This window comes from Candidatus Accumulibacter similis (assembly GCA_013347225.1).
Lineage (GTDB): Bacteria > Pseudomonadota > Gammaproteobacteria > Burkholderiales > Rhodocyclaceae > Accumulibacter > Accumulibacter similis.
On the sequence record CP054595.1, the window covers coordinates 2,146,894 to 2,165,825 of the forward strand.

14 protein-coding genes and 3 pseudogenes are annotated in these 18,932 nt (G+C 68.2%); 11 read left to right on the plus strand and 6 right to left on the minus strand.

Going from position 1 to position 18,932, the window contains the following annotated elements:
• Positions 1-108: 108 nt before the first annotated feature.
• On the minus strand, positions 109-516 hold the full coding sequence (locus tag HT579_09870; protein QKS29189.1) for an NUDIX domain-containing protein: 408 nt from the start codon (positions 514-516) through the stop codon (positions 109-111).
• Between the two features lie 367 nt (positions 517-883).
• Between HT579_09870 and HT579_09875 the strand changes: the two genes are divergently transcribed.
• Genes HT579_09875 through HT579_09890 form a run of 4 tightly spaced genes read left to right on the plus strand, consistent with a single transcriptional unit; the run spans position 884 to position 3,388 of the window.
• Entirely contained in the window at positions 884-1,312 is a 429-nt protein-coding gene (locus HT579_09875) for a hypothetical protein (protein QKS29190.1), read from the plus strand.
• A 36-nt stretch (positions 1,313-1,348) separates the two neighbouring features.
• On the plus strand, positions 1,349-1,972 hold the full coding sequence (locus tag HT579_09880; protein ID QKS29191.1) for a hypothetical protein: 624 nt from the start codon (positions 1,349-1,351) through the stop codon (positions 1,970-1,972).
• A gap of 59 nt (positions 1,973-2,031) precedes the next feature.
• Positions 2,032-2,490 (plus strand): hypothetical protein, encoded by a 459-nt coding sequence (locus tag HT579_09885; protein ID QKS29192.1) that lies wholly within the window; start codon positions 2,032-2,034, stop codon positions 2,488-2,490.
• A gap of 34 nt (positions 2,491-2,524) precedes the next feature.
• Complete coding sequence (locus HT579_09890; protein ID QKS29193.1) at positions 2,525-3,388, plus strand: hypothetical protein; 864 nt, start codon at positions 2,525-2,527, stop codon at positions 3,386-3,388.
• A gap of 148 nt (positions 3,389-3,536) precedes the next feature.
• On the opposite strand, the gene HT579_09895 is transcribed toward HT579_09890, so the two are convergent.
• The 5 genes and pseudogenes from HT579_09895 to HT579_09915 all read right to left on the minus strand — a co-directional run bounded on the left by HT579_09895 (position 3,537) and on the right by HT579_09915 (position 8,724).
• Positions 3,537-4,331, minus strand: coding sequence for an ABC transporter ATP-binding protein (locus tag HT579_09895; GenBank protein ID QKS31594.1), 795 nt, complete (start codon positions 4,329-4,331; stop codon positions 3,537-3,539).
• Positions 4,328-5,226: pseudogene (locus HT579_09900) on the minus strand (energy-coupling factor ABC transporter permease). Before HT579_09900 ends, HT579_09895 begins: the two are co-directional and overlap by 4 nt.
• Before the next feature lie 240 nt (positions 5,227-5,466).
• The gene (locus HT579_09905; protein ID QKS29194.1) at positions 5,467-6,609 is read right to left on the minus strand and encodes an aminopeptidase; all 1,143 of its coding nucleotides are present in this window, start codon (positions 6,607-6,609) and stop codon (positions 5,467-5,469) included.
• Positions 6,593-7,336 (minus strand): alpha/beta fold hydrolase, encoded by a 744-nt coding sequence (locus tag HT579_09910; GenBank protein ID QKS29195.1) that lies wholly within the window; start codon positions 7,334-7,336, stop codon positions 6,593-6,595. The genes HT579_09905 and HT579_09910 overlap by 17 nt, the downstream gene beginning before the upstream one ends.
• A 155-nt stretch (positions 7,337-7,491) precedes the next feature.
• The gene (locus HT579_09915) at positions 7,492-8,724 is read right to left on the minus strand and encodes a hypothetical protein (GenBank protein ID QKS29196.1); all 1,233 of its coding nucleotides are present in this window, start codon (positions 8,722-8,724) and stop codon (positions 7,492-7,494) included.
• A gap of 508 nt (positions 8,725-9,232) precedes the next feature.
• Between HT579_09915 and leuC the strand changes: the two genes are divergently transcribed.
• The 7 genes and pseudogenes from leuC to HT579_09950 all read left to right on the plus strand — a co-directional run bounded on the left by leuC (position 9,233) and on the right by HT579_09950 (position 18,897).
• A complete protein-coding gene (leuC, locus tag HT579_09920; protein QKS29197.1) occupies positions 9,233-10,642 on the plus strand; it encodes a 3-isopropylmalate dehydratase large subunit in 1,410 nt (469 codons plus the stop codon).
• A 1-nt stretch (position 10,643) separates the two neighbouring features.
• Positions 10,644-11,225, plus strand: coding sequence for a 3-isopropylmalate dehydratase small subunit (gene leuD, locus HT579_09925; protein ID QKS29198.1), 582 nt, complete (start codon positions 10,644-10,646; stop codon positions 11,223-11,225).
• A 4-nt stretch (positions 11,226-11,229) separates the two neighbouring features.
• On the plus strand, positions 11,230-12,789 hold the full coding sequence (locus HT579_09930; protein QKS29199.1) for a citramalate synthase: 1,560 nt from the start codon (positions 11,230-11,232) through the stop codon (positions 12,787-12,789).
• 67 nt (positions 12,790-12,856) lie between these two features.
• The gene (leuB, locus tag HT579_09935) at positions 12,857-13,918 is read left to right on the plus strand and encodes a 3-isopropylmalate dehydrogenase (GenBank protein ID QKS29200.1); all 1,062 of its coding nucleotides are present in this window, start codon (positions 12,857-12,859) and stop codon (positions 13,916-13,918) included.
• 76 nt (positions 13,919-13,994) lie between these two features.
• Positions 13,995-14,492 (plus strand): annotated as a pseudogene (locus HT579_09940) (SAM-dependent DNA methyltransferase).
• Positions 14,493-14,610: 118 nt separating this feature from the next.
• The gene (locus tag HT579_09945; GenBank protein ID QKS29201.1) at positions 14,611-15,771 is read left to right on the plus strand and encodes a Fic family protein; all 1,161 of its coding nucleotides are present in this window, start codon (positions 14,611-14,613) and stop codon (positions 15,769-15,771) included.
• A gap of 61 nt (positions 15,772-15,832) precedes the next feature.
• Positions 15,833-18,897: pseudogene (locus tag HT579_09950) on the plus strand (DUF4145 domain-containing protein).
• The last annotated feature ends 35 nt before the right edge of the window (positions 18,898-18,932 follow it).

The window sequence follows — 18,932 nt, forward strand, 5'->3', positions numbered from 1 at the left end:
TCGTCGAGCCGCCGCCTGCTGCATGGTGCCTTCCCGGCACGCCATCATCGCCGACGCCGGTTTGCCGGTGAAGCGCAGGTGCTGCCGGTTGCCGGGCAGTTTCGGGACTCATTCGAGCGCGCTGGCGGGTAGCCGGGGAACACCGGCGGCGTCGCGCGGCAGGTCGAGGAAACGCTCGATGATCTGGCGGCTGGCCGCCGACATGCGCTCGCCCAGCGCCGTGTCGCCGGCAGCGAACAGGTGCAGTGCCGTCGCGTCATCGCCGGCAAGCGCAACCCCCGATGCTGCCGCCCAGAATACGGCATGGCGGTTGGTTGGCGACTCGTGGTCGAAGAGGAAGAGCAGCGACTGCGCCACCAGGCGCGTTTCCTCGGCGAGCTCGCGGGCGGCCGCCTGCAGGCGCGACTCGTCGGCATGCACCCCGCCGCCCGGCAGCAGGACGAGTCCGCCGCGGTTCTCGACCAGCAGGATGCGGCCGTCAAGCTCGACGATGATCGTGGCGCGCTGTCTTTTCACGTCTGTCTGCATGTCCTCTCTGTTTGCCCGGGCGACTGGTCCGGCTGCCCGTCCGCCGCGCAAGCCCCGAACGGTAGCGCATTTTCGCCGGCACGTGTAGCGCTCGGAGCGTCCCGCCCGGCACATTGCCAGGGACGGCATCGCTCGTCAGCGGCCATGTCTGGCTTCGGTCAAGGAATCACGACTCATGTCCTGAGCAGGGTTCGCCCGCGCCTGCTGTCCTTGGTGCACGCATCGGTAGCAGGGTGCAACCGGATCCCGAGCCAGCGAAGCCTTCGACGTCATGTACCCGCCGCCCATGCCAGGCAGCGCGCCGAGCAATCCGTGCCCGCGTGTTCCGGCCGCCCGAGGCCGGAGAGCCCATGTATTGCTGCGCGATCTGCCGCTGCTCGCGCGCGGGTCGCCGGATTACGAAGCCTGGCTGTACCGCCAGACCGACACCGGGTCCGCAGACGGGGTACCGCTGGTCGACGGCAGTGCGGCGCGTGCGCGCGGGGTCGGGCGCGACACGCTCGACCGGCGCATCGCCCACTGGCTGATGCGGCAGGGCGCTTCGCGGGCTTTCGAATTTCACCAGCAGGAGCTCGGTGAGATTCGTGGACATCTCGTGACCAGCCTGGAGGCCGCCGGGGACTACGTCGCTCGGCTGCAGCCGGGCGGGACAATGTTCGAATTTCTGCGCCTCGGGCAGGTTGCCATCCTGCACGGCAACGTCCTCATCGATCACGGCGGCGTCTCGCGGTCGAACATTGGTTTCGTTCCCGGCGCCACGAGCCGCATCGCGGACGCGCGGTAGTGGATCACGGCGCTGAACGCCTATGGGCGTGAGCAGATGGAACTGATCGAACGGGCAGTCCGCTCGCAGGGTCGGGAGGCCAGCTTCCCCGACGGATTCATCCGCTACGCGGACGCCATCTGGGACGCGAGTGCTCGCGCGGGCTCGGGTGCGCTGTTCATGAATGATGTGAGCCTGATCTATCCGTTCCGTCAGCGCGAGCGCGGCAACTTCCGCGCGCCCGACGAGCAGGCGATCGCCTATCTGCGCGCCGCTGGGATCGACACCGAGATCGTCGGCCATTCGCCCTTTGGCGACGTACCGGGTCCGCTGAAGGCAGAAGGCTTCCTGAGGCTGATGGCGGATACATCGCATCGACGCGCCGGTGCCCACTCGACGATCACCATCGATGCGCACGGTGGCATCCGAGCAAGGGGCTACGACGTCTTCGGCTTCATCCAGCAAGGTGCGATTGCGGCCGAGATCGGCATGGTGGAGATGGTGGTGCTTGCCGGAGCCCATCAGGATTGGTCGGCGCCCCTGCTGGCCGCGCTGACCGTTGCCGAGGCGCACGGCGGCTATGCCGTATTCGTCGGCGGCGGCAGCATCGTCGGAGAGGGAATCGACCACGCAGCGCATCGACCACGCAGCGCAACTGGGCATGCCGTATTTCCTGGTTGACCGCGCGCCCGGCGCCGTCGGTGAAGGCGGGGCTTCGGCACTGGCGGCTGATCAAATGCATGCAGCCGCTCGAGCACCGGGTGGCAATGACCAGCCTCCTTTTCGATGGCGTGGAAGGCATCCGTGTGGTGCAGGCCAACGCCGACGATCGCTTCGGTGGGGGCGAACTGTGGGAGCTGCTCGAAGGTGTGCGGCAACTGCACCGGGCGGCTACGGTCTTTGTCATTCTGGGCAGTGACGCCCTGCGCTGGTATGCCGGCTTGACGCCGGGCCAGCGGCCACGGGGGGTCCAGATCCTTGTGAACGACCGGCATGACGGACCACCGCTGCCGTCGTCAGTCGACGGACAACCGGTGCCCACGATCGACGACCTCGATCGTGGTCTGTCGTCGACCGCCATTCGCGAGGCGCTTCGCGACGGCCGGCCCGCCGCCGGGCTGACGGCGAAAGTGGCGGACTACGTCCGACGGCACGAGATCTACCGCGAAGACGCCTGTAGCCAGGTGGAGCCATCTTGACAGTCCGCCCAGGACACGAGGGAGACCAGTTTCAATGAACATCGACGCAACCGCACCGTGCTTTTCCATCGAGGCGATCCGGTTCGATGCGGCGGCCATGGTGTTGCCCAGCCATGATCGGCACAAGGCGTCGCGCTTCGTGGTGCCGATCCCTGCTTTCACGGGCGAGGATTTGCGCTATCCGGCGCGTTATCCGCCGGACATGCGGCAGCGGGATGGATCGCGGCACCCCTTGGCCGGGCTGCCGCACCCGAAGGCCGGATACCCCCTTGAGGACTGGCACTGCCGGCCGATTGTCGGAGCGGACGGATTGGTACCCAGGGGGGTCGTCTTCTTCAACTACGAGGACGCTACCTTTCAGGGAGTCAGCAGTGCGGGTGACGGGATCGTCATCTTCAACCGCCCGACAGCCGCGCAGGCGCAGGCGCAGGCGCTGCAGACCTTCGTTGCGGACATGGGCGGCCCGTCCGCGCTCGACTCGGTGGAGCGTGTGCTGCTGCTGCTCGAGCGTGCGCAGCGCATTGGTCTCGACGACCGCTACGACTCGACTCGCGCCTATGCGGCCAGATCGCTGACGGTGGTTGCGGATGCGGCGACCGGTATGCCCTGTTTCGGCCTTCACCTGCGTGCCAACGAGATGGTTCAAGCCGTATTCGTGCCCGGTCCGGCATCGGTCGGCGACCTGCATCTCGGCGCTGAAGGTGGCGTCTTCCTCCTCGTCTCGGTCAACCCGGAGACCGGCGAGCGCAGGGTTCGCTCCGTCTCGCCGGCCGCCTTTGCCGAGACCTACACCGCCCGTGATGGATCGCTCATCGCGGCGGTGGACTTGCCGCACGAGAGGCCTTGGGAACGGCTGACTGCGGGCTTGACGGGCAGCACGGGCGTCGGCCAGCCCTGATTCCTGCTCTGGTGGCGTGGATGCTGCCCTGGCCGCTTCCAGCCGTTCCGGTCAGGTTCGGTGTGTGCGCCTGATCATGCGTGCCGCCGGCATTCGTGTCGACTCCGCCTGCCCGCCGCCATGCCCGCCAGTGCGGGACCGACGCTTCCTACACGCGGGTCCAAGCGGGGAATTGAGGCGCTTCCCGCCCGCTCGCGCCGCTGCAAACCGGGCAGGCCTGCAACCGCAGCGGCTTCTCGAGACGAGCCGCCGCCAGCAGATCCGCATTCTGCAGGACGACCGCACTGGCGCCGTCGGCGATGATCGTCCCTTCGCGGAGGACCAGCGTCCGCGGGCAGAGATCGAGGACCAGGTCGAGGTCGTGCGTGGCGATGATCAGGGTCTGGTCGAGGGTCAGCAGAAGGTCGATGAATTGCCGCCGCGACGCGGGATCGAGACTGGCGGTCGGTTCATCCATGAGCAGGATGGTGGGCGATAGCGCCAGGACCGAAGCGATGGCGACGGCGCGCTTCTCGCCGCCGGAGAGCCGGTGCGGCTGGCGTTGCGCCAGATGCGTGGCGCCGACGACGGCAAGTGCGTGCATCACCCGCGCGTTCACCTCGTCTGCCGGCAACCCGAGGTTCACCGGACCGAAGGCGACGTCGTCGAAAACCCGTGGCATGAAGAGCTGATCGTCGGGGTTCTGGAAGAGCAGGCCGACGCTGCGGCGCAGCTGCGGCAGGTTGTCGCGGCAGAGGAGGAGGTCGCCGATGCGCACGCTGCCCGCCTGCGGCAGCAGGCATCCGGCGAGGTGCAGCAGGGTGGTCGACTTGCCGGCGCCGTTGGCGCCGACGATCGCCAGTCGTTCGCCGCCGCCGACGGCGAACGCGATGCCGCGCAGCGCCGCGTTGCCATCGGCGTAGGCATGACGGAGGTCGCTGACGGCGACGAGCGGACGCGTCACCACGACAGCAGTCCGCCGATCGCGTGGCCGAGCGCCGGCGCCTGGTCGGCGAAGCGCAGGCCGAGCAGGGCGGTCGTGCAGCCGATCAGGAAGGCGACATCGGTCATGCCGATGCGCAGCGGGCGCAGCAGCCGCAGCTCGCCGTCGAGCCGGGTCGATGCGAACCAGGAAAGCAGACCGCCGGTGATCGCCGCCAGCAGCAGCCATCGCGCCAGGAGTCTGCTGCTGCCGGGCTGCGGCGCCAGGGGAGGCGCCGCAGACGTTGCCAACACGCCGGGACGCGCCTTGCCGACGCAAGTGGCGACGGCGGCCGTCAGCAGTCCTTCGACCATGCCGATCGCCAAATGGATCGGCAGCATCAGCAGCAGGAAAGTGGTGAATGGCAGTTCCGAGACCCCCGAGAAGAAGGTTGCGAGAACGACCGCGAGCGCGCCGAGCTGCAGGCCGACGACCGCGGCGATGATCGACGCCACGCGGACGCGCTGCTCGCTGGGGTGCGCGCCGACGATCGTCCGGTAGATCAGCGGGTAGGCGACGAAGCACGGCAGGAAGGCGAGATTGAAGATGTTGCAGCCGAGCGCGAGCAGACCGCCATCGGCGAAGAACAGCGCCTGCACGGTGAGTACCGACGCCATCGTCAGGAAGGCGGCGTGCGGGCCGAGCAGGATGCTGAGGATCATGCCGCCGCCGAGGTGGCCGCTCGAGCCGGTGCCCGGGATGCTGAAATGATCATCTGCGCAGCGAAGATGAAGGCTCCGAGTACCCCCATCAGCGGCACCACGCCGTCGTCGGTGCCTGCCTTGATCTTCCTCGCGATGCAGGCGGTGACTGCGGCGGTCACTCCCCACATCACACCACCGACCAGCGGCGAGATCAGTGCATCGGCCATGTGCATCGCAACTCCTCCGTGTGTCAGGCCCTGTCGCAGGCTGCGGTGAACGGAACTCGACCTGGCACGAGCCACCCCGCCCGGCGTTCCCGGCAGCAGCATCGCCGGGGCGGCGCGTAAGAAGATTCTAGGATATTGCTTACCGGCCTGGCAACCTGTCGTCGCCCATGCGCTCCCGGCAGCAGCCCGAAGGCGCCGCGTCTACGCGCTGCGGCGGTGCGCCGGCCAGCAGGTCGCCGCCGGGGATCACCGTCGGCAGCTGTCGCCACCCCCGCTGGCGATGACAGCGTCCCGCCGTTCGCCGCCTGCTGCCGCAGAGAGCAGCGAGCGCAGCGCCGCGTGCCGTTCACTCGTGGGGAGCGCCGCCAGGCCGGCGACTTCACGGTAGAAGCGCGGCAGGTCGTGATCGTGGCTCGCGAGGAGCAGTTCGAAGGCCGGTAGCAGCTCACTGTAGAGGGCGAGCGAGGCGAGCCAGGCGTTGTTCGGATCTTCGTCAACCTGCCGAGCATCGCCGGCCAGGACACCGCACGCCGGCCGCAGCCCGGCATGAGCGTTGCGCAGTCCGGCGAACAGGGCGGCCTTGGCGGCGCGCTTCTCGGCGACTGGCAACTCGCTGGCATAGAGCGCCACGAAGCGCTCGCGATAGCTCTGCAGGAGTGCCGTGAAGGCTGCCCGGCGTTGCCGCTGCGCGGCGTCGGCGGCCTGCAGCTCGCTGCTGCCGTGCTCGCGCAGCCAGCGCCGCAGCCCGTCTCGCTCGACCGCCGTCGCGAACGACTCGTTGAACGGCGTATCGCCCGGCACGAAGACGAGCTGGTGCGCCAGTTCATGGAACAGCGTCCGGGCGACCGTCAGCGTTCCCAGGCGCAGGAAGGTGTTCAGCACCGGGTCGTCGAAGTGGCCGAGGGTCGAATACGCCGGAACGCCGCCGACGTAGGTGTCGTACCCCTGCGCGCGCAACGCGGCGGCGAGCTGCTCGGCGGCGTGCCGGTCGTAGTAGCCGCGATAGTTGACGCAGCCGACGACCAGCAGGCACCAGCTCTTCGCCTGCAGCGAAAGTTCCGGCGCGGCGAAGACGTTCCAGACGACGTAGGGGCGACCGAGGTCGACGTAGCTGCGGTAGCTGCCGTTGTCCGGCAGTCCGAGTTCGCGGCTGGCGAAGTCGCGGATCGCCTGCACCTCGGCCAGCCGGCGCCTGAGATCGGCATCGGTTGCCGGCGCGTGCAGCAGTTCGTCGATCGGTACCCGCGCCCGCATCAGCTCGAGATGGCCGCCGACCGCCTGGCCGTAGTAGCCGACCTGGCTGCAGCCAGCGAGGCCGGCGGCGACGCCGGCAGCCAGCACGAGGGCCGCTGCGCGCTGCCGGCGGACGGCCCTACCGCGCCAGCGCATGCTGGAAACGACCGCTGTCCAGGAAGGAGGCGATCTGCAGCGCACACGATCGTGACGCGAGCAGTTGCGAGTGCGCCAACGGCAGCGCGAGGAAATCGGCGGCGCCGGGCAGCTGCGTTTCCGCCAGCGTCACGACGCCGTCGTTGGGTCGCGGCAATCCCGGCACGACCCGGCCGAGGCCGACGCTGCGCGTGCCGGCGATGACGCCGACGGCGACCGTCGTCGGCAGCCGTGCGGCCGCATCGCCCGGCCGCGCCAGCCACTGCATGATCGAACGCCCGAGCAGCGCCGGCATTCCCTTCACTGCCGCCAGCCGCTGCGCACAGTGGCTGCCCCGGCACGGGGTGCCGAGCAGCACGACCCGCCGCAATCGTGGCTCGTCCGCCTGCGCCAGCATCTCGAGGATCAGCAGGCCGCCGAGGCTGTGGCCGACGAGGTGGATGTCGCCCGCGCCGCTCGCAGCGACGAAGCGACGCAGGTTCTCGGCGTTCTCCACCAGCGTCCGCCGCACGCTCGGGTAGCCGAAGCGCAGCGTGCCGTAGCCCCGTTGTGCCAGCCAGTGGGCATGCAGGCTGCAGACCACCGCCGGGGTCCACAGACCGTGCACCAGGATGACCGTCGCCGTTGACGGCCGCAGCAGCGTCGGCGCAAGCGGCCGCCGATCGCGGCCGGCGCTGATGACTTCTGCGTGCGAAGGCGGATTGCGGTCATTGGCGACAGGGAACATTTCGGGATTCCGAACAGACGGCATGCTCGCGACGGGCAATGGTAACACCGCGGCTGCGGCCGCAAGCCGAACGCTTGCCTGCCCGCCGCCTCCTGCCGCGTCTGTCGTGGTGCCGCCGGCGCCGCCGATCGGGATCTCGCGCGCTGGTCGAGACTTCAGCCGTCGCCACGCGGCAGCCGCTCGAAGGCGAGGCGGCGGATTTCCAGACGGTGACGCAGGAGTTCCTTGTTCGCCCAAACGGCAAGCTCCTGGCGCAGGCTCTCGTCCACGGTGGGCAACGGCAGCTCGCCGTGCTTGCCGATCGGCTGCAGCTCGAGCGCGTCACGCATCTGCCGCTGGCCGTCCCTGACGCGGCTGTCGTCGTTCGCGCTGCGCTGGTTGCGATCGATGATGCCCTGGTTCTGCTCGACGCTGCCGCTGACCCCGGTTACCCGGACGCGGCTGTAATCGATGTCGAGATACGCGATGTGGGTGCGCAGTCGATTGATGGCCGAAGTCGCCGACGGCTTCGCCTGCTCGGCGAGATCGGCACCGCGCTCGGCGGCGCGGCGCTCGCGGCGCACCCTTTCCTGCTCGGCGCGCCGCTCCGCCTCCTCCTTCTCCTCGTCCGTCTTGCTGTCGTCGGACATGATCTCATCGAGGCGCTCGGTAAACCAGTCCCAGATCGCCTGGATCTGCTCGCCAAGGAACGACACCGCACGATCCAGTGCCGCCAGGGTGTCGCGGAACTCGTCCATGTATCCCTGGAAGCGGACGTTGGCGGTGATCGACTGGGTGACGGTGTTGATGCCGGGTTGCGCCGTGGTCGCGAAGACCGGTTCGGGGGCGAGACCGATGACGCTGAGGGCGCGCGTCTCGTCGCGGGAATGGTCCTCGGCCACGGCCGAGGCGCCGTTGAGCCGTGTTTCGAGGCGAACGTCCCACCTGAAGTAGGTATCGTTCTTCCAGGCGCGCGCCATCAGCGTCGGCTGCACGACGCAGCAATGGCTGCCCTCGATCTTGAAGTCGAAGGACCAGTCCTGGCTGATCGTCCAGGTGCCTTCCTCGAGCAGGCCGATCAGCCGATCCTTGAAGGCGATGATCGCTGCCAACGCCTCGCGCGCGCCACTCGCGGTGCGTGGGTTGAAGCTGGCGACCGTGTCGAGGACTGCGATCGCCACATCCGCGAGCAGGTCGCGTCTGGCGTCGATGCGCATCGCCGTCCACTCCTGCTTGACTTCGATGGTCGGATTGGGCCCCGGTTCGGGCGTCGAGAAGGGGCCGGCGAAGTCTGGGCCGACGTGTGGTGATTGCGGTGAGGTCACCACGGTCGGTGTCTGGTACTGGGCCTTGCCGGCGGTCAGCCGGCAGGCGGCGTCGATGGCGATGCCACTGAGGGCGGTGGTCATGGTTCTTCTCCTTCATCGATGAAACGACGAGAGCCGACTGCAGGTTCGCACCTGCGGCGACCCCACGCGGGCAGGCCTGACGCCGCACGGGGGCCGTTTCGCGGCGCCCGTGAACTCTGGCGGACGGCTCGGCGAAGTCAGTCTCTGCCATCACCACTTGGACGACCATGCTGCGCCTTGCGTTCCGCCGCGGGCCGCCAGCGGTCTGGCACCACCCCGATCGCCGGCCCGGTGCCACTGCCTGCGATTCGCAAGCGGGGCGCCGCGGCGGTGCAAGCGCCCGCTGCCCGCCGGCGGAGCCGGCCCCCGGCTCATCGGCCGCGGTTGCGGGCCGCACTGCCGGCCGCACTGCCGGCTATCGCCAATCGGCAAAGCATGGGAAAATCCGCATCCGCGCCGACACGCGCGCTGGTGCAGCAGCGACCAGCCCGAAGACGGTCGACGCTCTCGCCATGGTTTCCGACCACCTGCCGGAAATCAGGGTTCACCCCACTGTCACCGACTGCTCATGTCAAGAACACTCTTCGAAAAGGTCTGGGAGTCGCACGTCGTTGCCGAACGACCCGATTCACCGGCCATCCTCTACATCGACCTGCACCTCGTGCACGAGGTGACCTCGCCACAGGCGTTCAGCGGACTTCGCCAGCGCGGGCTGCAGGTGCGTCGTCCCGAGCGGACCGTCGCGACGATGGATCACTCGATCCCGACGACGCCGCTGCACGTGCCGATCGCCGACCCGCTGGCAGCGGCGCAGATCCGGCAGATGGAGGCGAATGCCGCCGAGTTCGGCATCACCCTGCACGGCATGGCCAGCGCCCATCGCGGCATCGTCCATGTGATCGGACCGGAACTCGGGCTGACGCAGCCTGGCATGACGATCGTCTGTGGCGACAGCCATACCGCGACGCACGGCGCTTTCGGCGCGCTCGCCTTCGGCATCGGCACGAGCGAGGTCGAGCATGTCCTCGCCAGCCAGTGCCTGCTGCAGACACGGCCGCGAACCTGCGAGGTGCGCGTCGATGGTCGCCTGTCCGCCGGTGTTTCGGCGAAGGACCTGATCCTGGCACTGATCGCGCGCATCGGCGTCGGCGGTGGCACCGGCCACGTCTTCGAGTATACCGGCGCCGCCATCCGCGGGCTGACGATGGAACAGCGGATGACGGTGTGCAACATGTCGATCGAGGCCGGCGCGCGCGCCGGCATGATCGCTCCCGACGACACCACCTTCGACTATCTTGCCGGGCGCGAGCACGCCCCGCGCGGGGCGGCGTGGGATCGGGCGGTCGCGCGCTGGCGAGCGCTCGCCAGCGACGCGGATGCGGTCTACGATCATCACCTCGGCCTCGACGCCTCGACGCTCGAACCGATGATCACCTTCGGCACCAATCCCGGAATGGGAATGGCGATCGGCGATCGCATCCCCGATCCCGCCAGCGTCGCCGACGCCAACCAGCGATCGGCGCTCGACAAGGCGCTGCGCTACATGGGGCTGCAGCCCGGTCAGGCGCTGCTGGGGCAGAAGGTCGATGTCGTCTTCATCGGCAGTTGCACCAACTCGCGCATCTCCGACCTGCGCGAGGCGGCGTCGCTGCTGCGCGGCCGCAAGGTCGCCGGCAACGTCCGGCTGCTGGTCGTGCCGGGTTCGCAGGTGATCAAGCAGCAGGCCGAGGCGGAGGGGCTCGACGAGGTCTTCCGGTTGGCCGGCGCCGAATGGCGCGAGCCCGGATGCAGCATGTGCATCGCCATGAACGGCGACCAACTGCAGCCCGGCCAGTACGCCGTCAGTACCAGCAACCGCAATTTCGAGGGCCGCCAGGGGCAGGGTGGGCGCACCTTCCTCGCCTCGCCGCTCACTGCCGCCGCCAGCGCGGTCGCCGGTGCCGTCGCCGACCCGCGCCGTTTCGCAGGAGACCGCTAGGATGGCCCAGTTCACTTCGCTCACCTCGCGGGTCGTCGCGCTGCCGGTCAACGACATCGACACCGACCAGATCATCCCCGCCCGTTTCCTGAAGGCGACCGACAAGGCGGGAATGGGCGACAACCTCTTCGCCGACTGGCGCTACCAGGGCGACGGCTCGCCGCAGCCCGATTTCGTCCTCAACCAGCCGCAGGCGGCGGGCTGTCGCATCCTGCTCGCCGGCGACAACTTCGGTTGCGGTTCGTCGCGCGAGCACGCGCCGTGGGCGCTGACCGGCTTCGGTTTTCGCGCCGTCATCAGCACCTCGTTCGCCGACATCTTCCGCAGCAACGCGCTGAAGAACGGCCTGCTGCCGATCGTCGTCGATGCGCAGACGCACGCATCGCTGCTGGCGCTGCTGCGTGCGCAGCCGGAGGTCGAACTCGCCCTCGACCTGGCGTCGCAGACGCTGTCGTTCCCGGGCGGGTCGGTGCGCTTTCCGATCGACCCGTTCAGCAAGACATGTCTCCTCAACGGCGTCGACGAGCTCGGTTACATCCTGAGCTTCGAGGACGAGATTGCCGCCTTCGAGGCGCGGAGCTAGACCGATGCCTGCCGTCCAGATCTACGACACCACCCTGCGCGATGGCACCCAGAGCGAGGGTTTCTCCCTTTCCGGCCACAGCAAGATCCGCCTCGCGCAGCGGCTCGACGATCTCGGGGTGGCTTTCATCGAAGGCGGCTGGCCCGGCTCCAACCCCGAGGATGCCGAGTTCTTCGAGCGCGCCCGCGACATCGAGTGGCAGAGCGCGCTGATCACGGCCTTCGGCTCGACCTGCCGGGTGAAGGGCGGCCCCGATGAGGACGCCAACATCCGCGCCCTGCTCGACGCGCGCACCGAGGTGTGCACGATCTTCGGCAAGACGTGGACGCTGCACGTCACCGACGTCCTGCTCACCACCCTGGATGACAACCTGCGCATCATCGAGCAGTCGGTCGCCTACCTGCGCGCTGCCGGCCGCCGCGTCATCTACGACGCCGAGCACTTCTTCGACGGTTACCGGGCGGATCCGCTGTACGCTCTGGCCACGCTGCAGGCGGCCATTCGTGGCGGCGCCGAGACGGTGGTCCTGTGCGATACCAACGGCGGCAGCATGCCGTGGGAGGTCGAGAGGACGATCAGCGAGATGCGCGAGTCGATCGCTCACCCGTTCGGCATCCACACCCACAACGACGGCGACTGCGCGGTGATCAACGCGCTGGTCGCGGTGCGGCAGGGTGCGGTGCAGGTGCAGGGGACGATCAATGGCGTCGGCGAGCGCTGCGGCAACGCCAACCTGTGCTCGGTGATGGCCAACCTCGAGCTCAAGATGGGGCGCCGCTGCCTGCCGGAGGGCCGCCTGCAGAAGCTGTACGAGCTGTCGCACGTGGTCGACGAAGTGGCCAACATCACGCCAAACGACCACCTGCCCTATGTCGGCCGGAGCGCCTTCGCGCACAAGGGCGGCGTGCACGTGGCGGCGATGCGGCGCTCGGAGCAGTCGTACCAGCACGTTGCCCCGGAGCGCGTCGGCAACCGCATGCGGGTGGTCGTCTCGGCGCTGTCGGGGCGCGCCAACATCCTCAGCAAGGCCGAGGAGCACGGTGTCGATGTCGGCAGCGTCGCCGACGTGGTCGGGGTGCTCAACGATGTCAAGGAACTCGAGGCGCGCGGTTTCTCCTTCGAGGCGGCCGAGGCGTCGGTCGCCATGATGCTCAAGCGGCAGCAGCCGGATTACGCGCCGCCGTTCGAGCTGGTCGATTTCCTGGTGAATGTCGAGCACCGCCAGGGGCGCGGCATCTTCGCCGAAGCGATGGTCAAGGTGAAGGTCAAGGGCGAGGTGCTGCATACCGCCGCCGAGGGCAACGGTCCGGTGAACGCCCTCGACATCGCCCTGCGCAAGGCGCTGCTGGGGCACTATCCGGAGATCGCCGCCTTTCACCTCGCGGATTACAAGGTGCGCATCCTCGATGGCCGTGACGGCACGCAGGCGATCACCCGCGTGCTGATCGACACGCGCAGCGCCGACAAGGTATGGAGTACCGTCGGCGCCAGCGCCAACATCATCGAGGCGTCGTGGCAGGCGCTGGTCGATGCAGTCGAGTACGGGCTGTCCGTGGCGCAATGAGCGCGCTGCCGGCAGAACGGTCGTGTCCCGGCGCAGCGCTGCTGTGCCTTCGTGAAATGGAAGAATCATGAAAGCAAAAATCGTCTTGCTCCCCGGTGACGGAATCGGTCCGGAAGTCGTCCGTGAGGCCGTTCGCGTTCTCGATGCGGTTGCCAACAGCCACCGGCACCAGTGGGAATACCAGGAATGCCTGATGGGCGGCTGTTCGATCGACCGCTTCGGCTCGTCGCTGACCGACGAGACGCTGGCCGCCTGCCAGGAGGCCGATGCCGTCCTGCTCGGTGCCGTCGGCGGGCCGAAATGGGATGATCCGAACGCCAGGGATCGGCCCGAACGCGGTCTCCTCGCACTGCGCAAGGGGCTTGGCGTGTTCGCCAACCTGCGGCCGGTCAAGGTGCACCCGGCGCTGATCGATTCCTCGCCGTTGAAGGCGGAAAAGCTGCGTGGCGTCGACATCCTCGTCATCCGCGAGCTGACCGGCGGCCTCTACTTCGGCTGGCCGAAGGGCCGTGACGTCAAGGATGGCCGTGAGCGCGCCGTCGACACCCTCGAGTATTACGACTACGAGATTCGCCGCGTCGTGGAGCTGGCCTTCGAACTCGCCAAGGGCCGGCAGCGCAAGGTCACCTCGGTCGACAAGGCCAACGTGCTCGAGTCGTCGCGCCTGTGGCGCCAGATCGCGAGCGCGATCGGCGTGGCGAACCCGGAGATCGCGCTCGAGCACGTCCTCGTCGATACCGCCGCCATGCGCCTGATAACCGGTCCCGCCTCGATGGACGTCGTGGTGACGGAAAACATGTTCGGCGACATCCTGACCGACGAGGCGTCGGTGCTCGCCGGCTCGATGGGCATGCTGCCCTCCGCCAGTCTCGGCCAGGGCCGCGTCGGCCTCTACGAGCCGATCCACGGCTCCGCCCCGGACATCGCCGGCAAGGGCATCGCCAACCCGGTCGGCATGATCCTGTCCACGGCCATGCTGCTGCGCCACTCGCTGGGACTCGAGGCCGAAGCCGCCGCCATCGAGCAGGCGGTAGACGCCACCATCACCGCCGGTGCCCGCACCGCCGATCTCGGCGGCAGCCTGGGCACGACCGGCATGGCGGACGAGATCATCGCCCGGTTGCGGTGACCGTATTCCGGGCCTCACGCCACCGTGACAGCCGGGTATGGAGATCCTGGCTGCGGAGCCCCTGAGCACGACTCACCTGGAGGACCGCGACACCAAGGGCGACGTCTACGAGTACATGCTCGGCAAGATCGCCAGCGCCGGGCAGAACGGCCAATTCGGCACGCCGCGCCACATCATCCGGCTGATGGTGGAGCTGACCGCGCCGCAGCCCGGCGACGTGATCTGCGATCCGGCCTGCGGCACGGCGGGCTTTCTTGTCGCCGCGGGGGAGCACCTGCGCGAGCGCCACCCGACCATCCTGCACGACGCCAGGCTGCGAGCGCACTTCCACCACCGCATGTTCCACGGCTTCGACTTCGACAACACCATGCTGCGCATCGGCAGCATGAACATGCTGCTGCACGGCGTGGAGAACCCGGACATCCGCTACCGCGACTCGCTGGCGCAGGACCACGCCGGCGAGGAGGAGAAGTACACGCTGGTGCTGGCCAATCCGCCCTTTGCCGGCAGTCTGGACTACGAGAACACCGCCAAGGACCTGCTGCAGATTGTCAAGACGAAGACGACCGAGCTGCCGCAGCTTGCCGCTGCCACGCCGGTGATCGCCCCACCCTACAACAAGCTCGACCATTGATTTACGTTCGCAGCCTAACCTAAAATTATGCCGAGTCTTGTTATAGGTTCCCCATCCGATGCACCGACCCGCTCCCGGCCGCTACGTCACCGTCACGACGGCCGGAGAACCGTTCCAGTCCTTCGTGCCAGTGCCGCTGCCGCCGGAGCCGCCGATCGTGTGGTCGGCCGCACTGCGGCGGCGCTTCGACGCGGCACTGGTCGCCCTGGGGCGGCTGGACGCGGTCACCGCGCTGCTGCCCAACGCGGCGCTGCTGCTCTACAGCTTCGTGCGCAAGGAGGCGGTGCTGTCCTCGCAGATCGAGGGCACGCAGTCCTCACTGGCGGACCTGCTGCTGTACGAGATCGACGAGCAGCCGGGCGTGCCGGTGGACGATGCGCGCGAGGTCAGCCGCTGCGTGGCCGCGCTCGAACGCGGCCTGAAGAAGCTGCGCGGCGGGCTGCCGCTGTGCACCCGCCTGCTGTGCGAGATGCACAAGGTGCTGCTGACGCATCCCGGCGGCCGGGGCAAGACGCCCGGTGAAGTGCGCCGCACGCCGGTGTGGATCGGCGGCACCCGGCCCGGCAACGCGGCCTTCGTTCCGCCGCCGGCTGATGCGGTCCCGGAGTGCCTGACGTCGCTCGAGCGCTTCCTCAACGACGAGCCCGTGCCGCCGCTGATCAAGGCGGCGCTCGTGCACGTGCAGTTCGAGACCATCCATCCGTTTCTCGACGGCAACGGGCGCCTCGGGCGGCTGCTGATCGTGCTGCAGCTGGTGGCCGACGGCGTGCTGCGCGAGCCGATGCTCTATCCCAGCCTGTTCTTCAAGACCCATCGGGCGCTGTACTACGAGCTGCTCAACGAGGTGCGCCTGCGCGGGGATTGGGAGCGCTGGCTCGACTTCTTTGCGGAGGGCATCGAGGCGAGCGCGACGCAGGGCGTGGCGACGGCGAATGCGTTGCTCGCGCTGGTCAACGCGGATCGCGACCGCATCGCCGGCCTGGGCCGCGCGGCAGCGTCAGCGTTGGCGGTACAACAGGCGCTGCAGCGCCAGCCGATCGCCACCTCGGCCGCGCTGGTCAAGGCCACCGGGCTTACCCCGGCCACGGTCAACAAGTCGCTGGCGCATCTGGAGCGCATCGGCATCGTGGGTGAAGTCACGAACCGGCAGCGTGGCCGCGTGTTCAGCTATCGCAGGTACGTCGAGGAACTGGCCGCCGAACTGGAGGAGCCCGCGTGAGCCCGAAGGGCCGCCCCAAGGGCGAACAGCCGCGCAGCGCGTCAGCGCGGAGGGTAGTCCAGTGAGCCAGTTCGCCTTCCTGCAGGGTGAGTGGGCGGCAGTGTTCGAGTCCGCTGCGCGGGCCGAGACGGCCGTGCACGCCGATCCACGCACGGCTTGCTTCTACGCGCGCCGCGCGCTCGAACTGGCAGTGAGCTGGGCGTACAGACACGATGCGTCGCTGAAGCTGCCGTACCAGGACAACCTGTCGGCGCTGATCCACGACCCCAGCTTCAAGGAAGCCGCAGGCGAGGCGGTGTTCAGCAAGGCGCGGGTCATCAACACGCTGGGCAACCGTGCCGTGCACGGGCATCGGGCGAGCCCGCTCGACGACGCGATGGTCGCGGTGCGCGAGCTGTTCCACGTGGCGTACTGGCTCGCCCGCACCTACGGTCGCGCAGCGCGACCGGCGCCGGGCCTGGCCTTCGACGCGGGCGCGCTGCCGAAGGCGGCACCGGTTCGCGGGCAGAGCGCCGAGCAGTTGCAACAGCTCGAAGCGGGTCTGCGCGAGCGCGACGAGAAGCTCGCCGCCTTGCTGGCCGACAAGACCACGCTGGGCGAGGAGCTGAAGCGCCTGCGCGCTGAAGTGGCGGCGGCCAAGCAGGCGGCAGCGGCACAGCCGGACACTCACGACTACTCCGAGGCAGAGACCCGCGACTATTTCATCGACCTGCTGCTGAAGGAAGCTGGCTGGCGGCTCGACCAGCCGCGGGACCGGGAGTTCGAAGTCGCCGGCATGCCCAACAACCGGGGCAAGGGCTTCGTCGATTACGTGCTCTGGGGCGACGACGGCAAGCCACTCGGGCTCGTGGAAGCCAAGCGCACCCGGCGCGATGCGCGCGTCGGCCAGCAGCAGGCCAAGCTGTACGCGGACTGCCTGGAGCGCCAGTTCGGGCAGCGCCCGCTGATCTTCTACTCCAATGGCTACGAGCAGTGGATTTGGGACGACACCCGCTACCCGCCGCGCGCGGTGCAGGGCTTCTACAAGAAGGCGGAGCTGGAGCTTGCGATCCAGCGGCGCAGTACGCGCAAGCCTCTGGCGGCGGGCGAGATCAATCCCGCCATCGTCGAGCGCTACTACCAGACGCGCGGCATACGGCGCATCGCTCGGTGTTCCGGAAGTACCGCGCCATCTTCGACTACTTCGACTCGCTGCTGGTTGGGCTCACGGCCACGCCCAAGGACGAAGTGGACCGCAACACGTCCAGCCTCTTCGACCTGGAGAACGGCGTGCCGACCGACGCCTACGGACTCGACGAAGCCGTGCGCGAGGGTTTTCTCGTGCCGCCCAAGGCCGTGTCGGTGCCGCTGAAGTTCCAGCGCGAAGGGATCAACTACGACGAGCTGTCCGAAGAGGACAAGGATCGGTGGGACGCGCTGGAGTGGGACGAAGACGGCAACGTCCCCAATCGCGTGGAGGCCGAGGCGGTCAACAAGTGGCTGTTCAACAAGGACACCGTGGACAAGGTCCTGGAACACCTCATGACGAGGGGCCTGACGGTGGCCGGCGGCGATCGGCTCGGCAAGACCATCCTGTTCGCCAGGAACCAGCAGCACGCCGAGTTCATCGCGGAGCGCTTCAACGCCAACTACCCGCACCACAAGGGCGAGTTCGCGCGCGTGATCACATTCAAGACCGAGTACGCGCAGTGCCTGATCGACAACTTCTCGGCCAAGGACAAGGAACCCCACATCGCCATCTCGGTGGACATGCTCGACACCGGAATCGACATTCCCGAGGTCGTGAACCTGGTCTTCTTCAAGCTGGTGCGCTCGAAGACCAAGTTCTGGCAGATGCTCGGTCGGGGCACGCGCCTTTGCGCGGACCTGTTCGGGCCGGGCAAGCACAAAGAGTACTTCTGCGTCTTCGACTACTGCCAGAACCTGGAGTACTTCAGCCAGAACATCCCCGCCACCGAGGGCGCAGTCGCTGGATCGCTGGGCAAGCGGCTGTTCGATGCCCGGCTGGAGCTGATCGGCGAACTGGACAAGAAGTTGGCCGAAGCCGCCCGCCAAACGGCGCGCGAGACACGGGCGCCGCCGCATGGGCACCCGGCATCGGATGACGAGGTGCGCGCGCAGGTCGCAGCGCTGCTGCAAAGGGAAGTGGCCAGCATGAACCTTGACAACTTCGTCGTGCGGCCACGGCGGCGCATCGTCGAGAAGTACGCCAAGCCCGAAGCATGGGCTGTCTTGTCTCCGGAAGCGCTCTCGGACCTGTCGCATCAGGTCGCGGGTCTGCCGTCGGAACTCGACCCGGAAAACGAGGAGGCGAAGCGCTTCGACCTGCTGGTACTGAACCTCCAACTCGCGATGCTGCGGTCAGAGCCAGGCTTCGCTCGCCTGCGCGATCAGGTCAAGGCGCTTGCCGGTCTGCTGGAAGAGAAGTCGGCGATTCCGATGGTGCGCGACCGGATGGCGCTGATCCAGGACGTGCAGACCGACGAGTGGTGGCAGGACGTGACCGTCCCGATGCTCGAGGAGATGCGCCGGCGCCTGCGTGACCTGATCAAGCTCATCGAGAAGCAGAAGCGCAAGCCCATCTACACCGACTTCGAGGACGAGATCGGCGGCGAGACGGCGGTCGAGCTGCCCGGTTTCGGCGAGGGCACCGACTACGGGAGGTTCCGCGCCAAGGCGCAGGCCTTCCTGCGCGCGCACCAGGACCACATCGCGATTCACAAGTTGAGGATGAACAGGCCGTTGACCACCGCCGATCTTGCCGAGCTGCAGCGCATGCTCGTGGAGAGTGGGGTCGGCGCGGCGGCAGACCTCCAGCGTGCCGCTGCGCAGTCGCAGGGGATGGGCCTTCTGGTCCGCTCGCTGGTCGGGCTCGATCGTCAGGCGGCGAAGGAGGCCCTGTCCGGGTTTCTGGCAGGGAAGGCGCTGGCCGCCAACCAGATCGATTTCGTGAACCTGATCGTGGACCACCTCACCGAGCATGGCGTGATGGACGCAGCACGGCTGTACGAATCCCCTTTCACCGACCTGACGCCGCGCGGCCCCGACGGGATGTTCAGTTCGGGACAGGTTGATGAGTTGGTGAGAATCCTGGACAGCATCCGCGCGATGGCGATTGCGGCCTGACGCGCCGATCGGCATGATGTTGGCGACGCCGGCCC

What these genes read in the sequence shown, in the direction of transcription:
- leuB (QKS29200.1), top strand. Translation starts at nt 12,857, where the DNA reads ATGAAAGCAAAAATCGTCTTGCTCCCCGGTGACGGAATCGGTCCGGAA.
- HT579_09915 (QKS29196.1), bottom strand. Translation starts at nt 8,724, where the DNA reads ATGACCACCGCCCTCAGTGGCATCGCCATCGACGCCGCCTGCCGGCTG.
- HT579_09890 (QKS29193.1), top strand. Translation starts at nt 2,525, where the DNA reads ATGAACATCGACGCAACCGCACCGTGCTTTTCCATCGAGGCGATCCGG.
- HT579_09910 (QKS29195.1), bottom strand. Translation starts at nt 7,336, where the DNA reads ATGTTCCCTGTCGCCAATGACCGCAATCCGCCTTCGCACGCAGAAGTC.
- HT579_09905 (QKS29194.1), bottom strand. Translation starts at nt 6,609, where the DNA reads ATGCGCTGGCGCGGTAGGGCCGTCCGCCGGCAGCGCGCAGCGGCCCTC.
- HT579_09945 (QKS29201.1), top strand. Translation starts at nt 14,611, where the DNA reads ATGCACCGACCCGCTCCCGGCCGCTACGTCACCGTCACGACGGCCGGA.
- leuC (QKS29197.1), top strand. Translation starts at nt 9,233, where the DNA reads ATGTCAAGAACACTCTTCGAAAAGGTCTGGGAGTCGCACGTCGTTGCC.
- HT579_09930 (QKS29199.1), top strand. Translation starts at nt 11,230, where the DNA reads ATGCCTGCCGTCCAGATCTACGACACCACCCTGCGCGATGGCACCCAG.
- leuD (QKS29198.1), top strand. Translation starts at nt 10,644, where the DNA reads ATGGCCCAGTTCACTTCGCTCACCTCGCGGGTCGTCGCGCTGCCGGTC.
- HT579_09885 (QKS29192.1), top strand. Translation starts at nt 2,032, where the DNA reads ATGCAGCCGCTCGAGCACCGGGTGGCAATGACCAGCCTCCTTTTCGAT.
- HT579_09880 (QKS29191.1), top strand. Translation starts at nt 1,349, where the DNA reads ATGGAACTGATCGAACGGGCAGTCCGCTCGCAGGGTCGGGAGGCCAGC.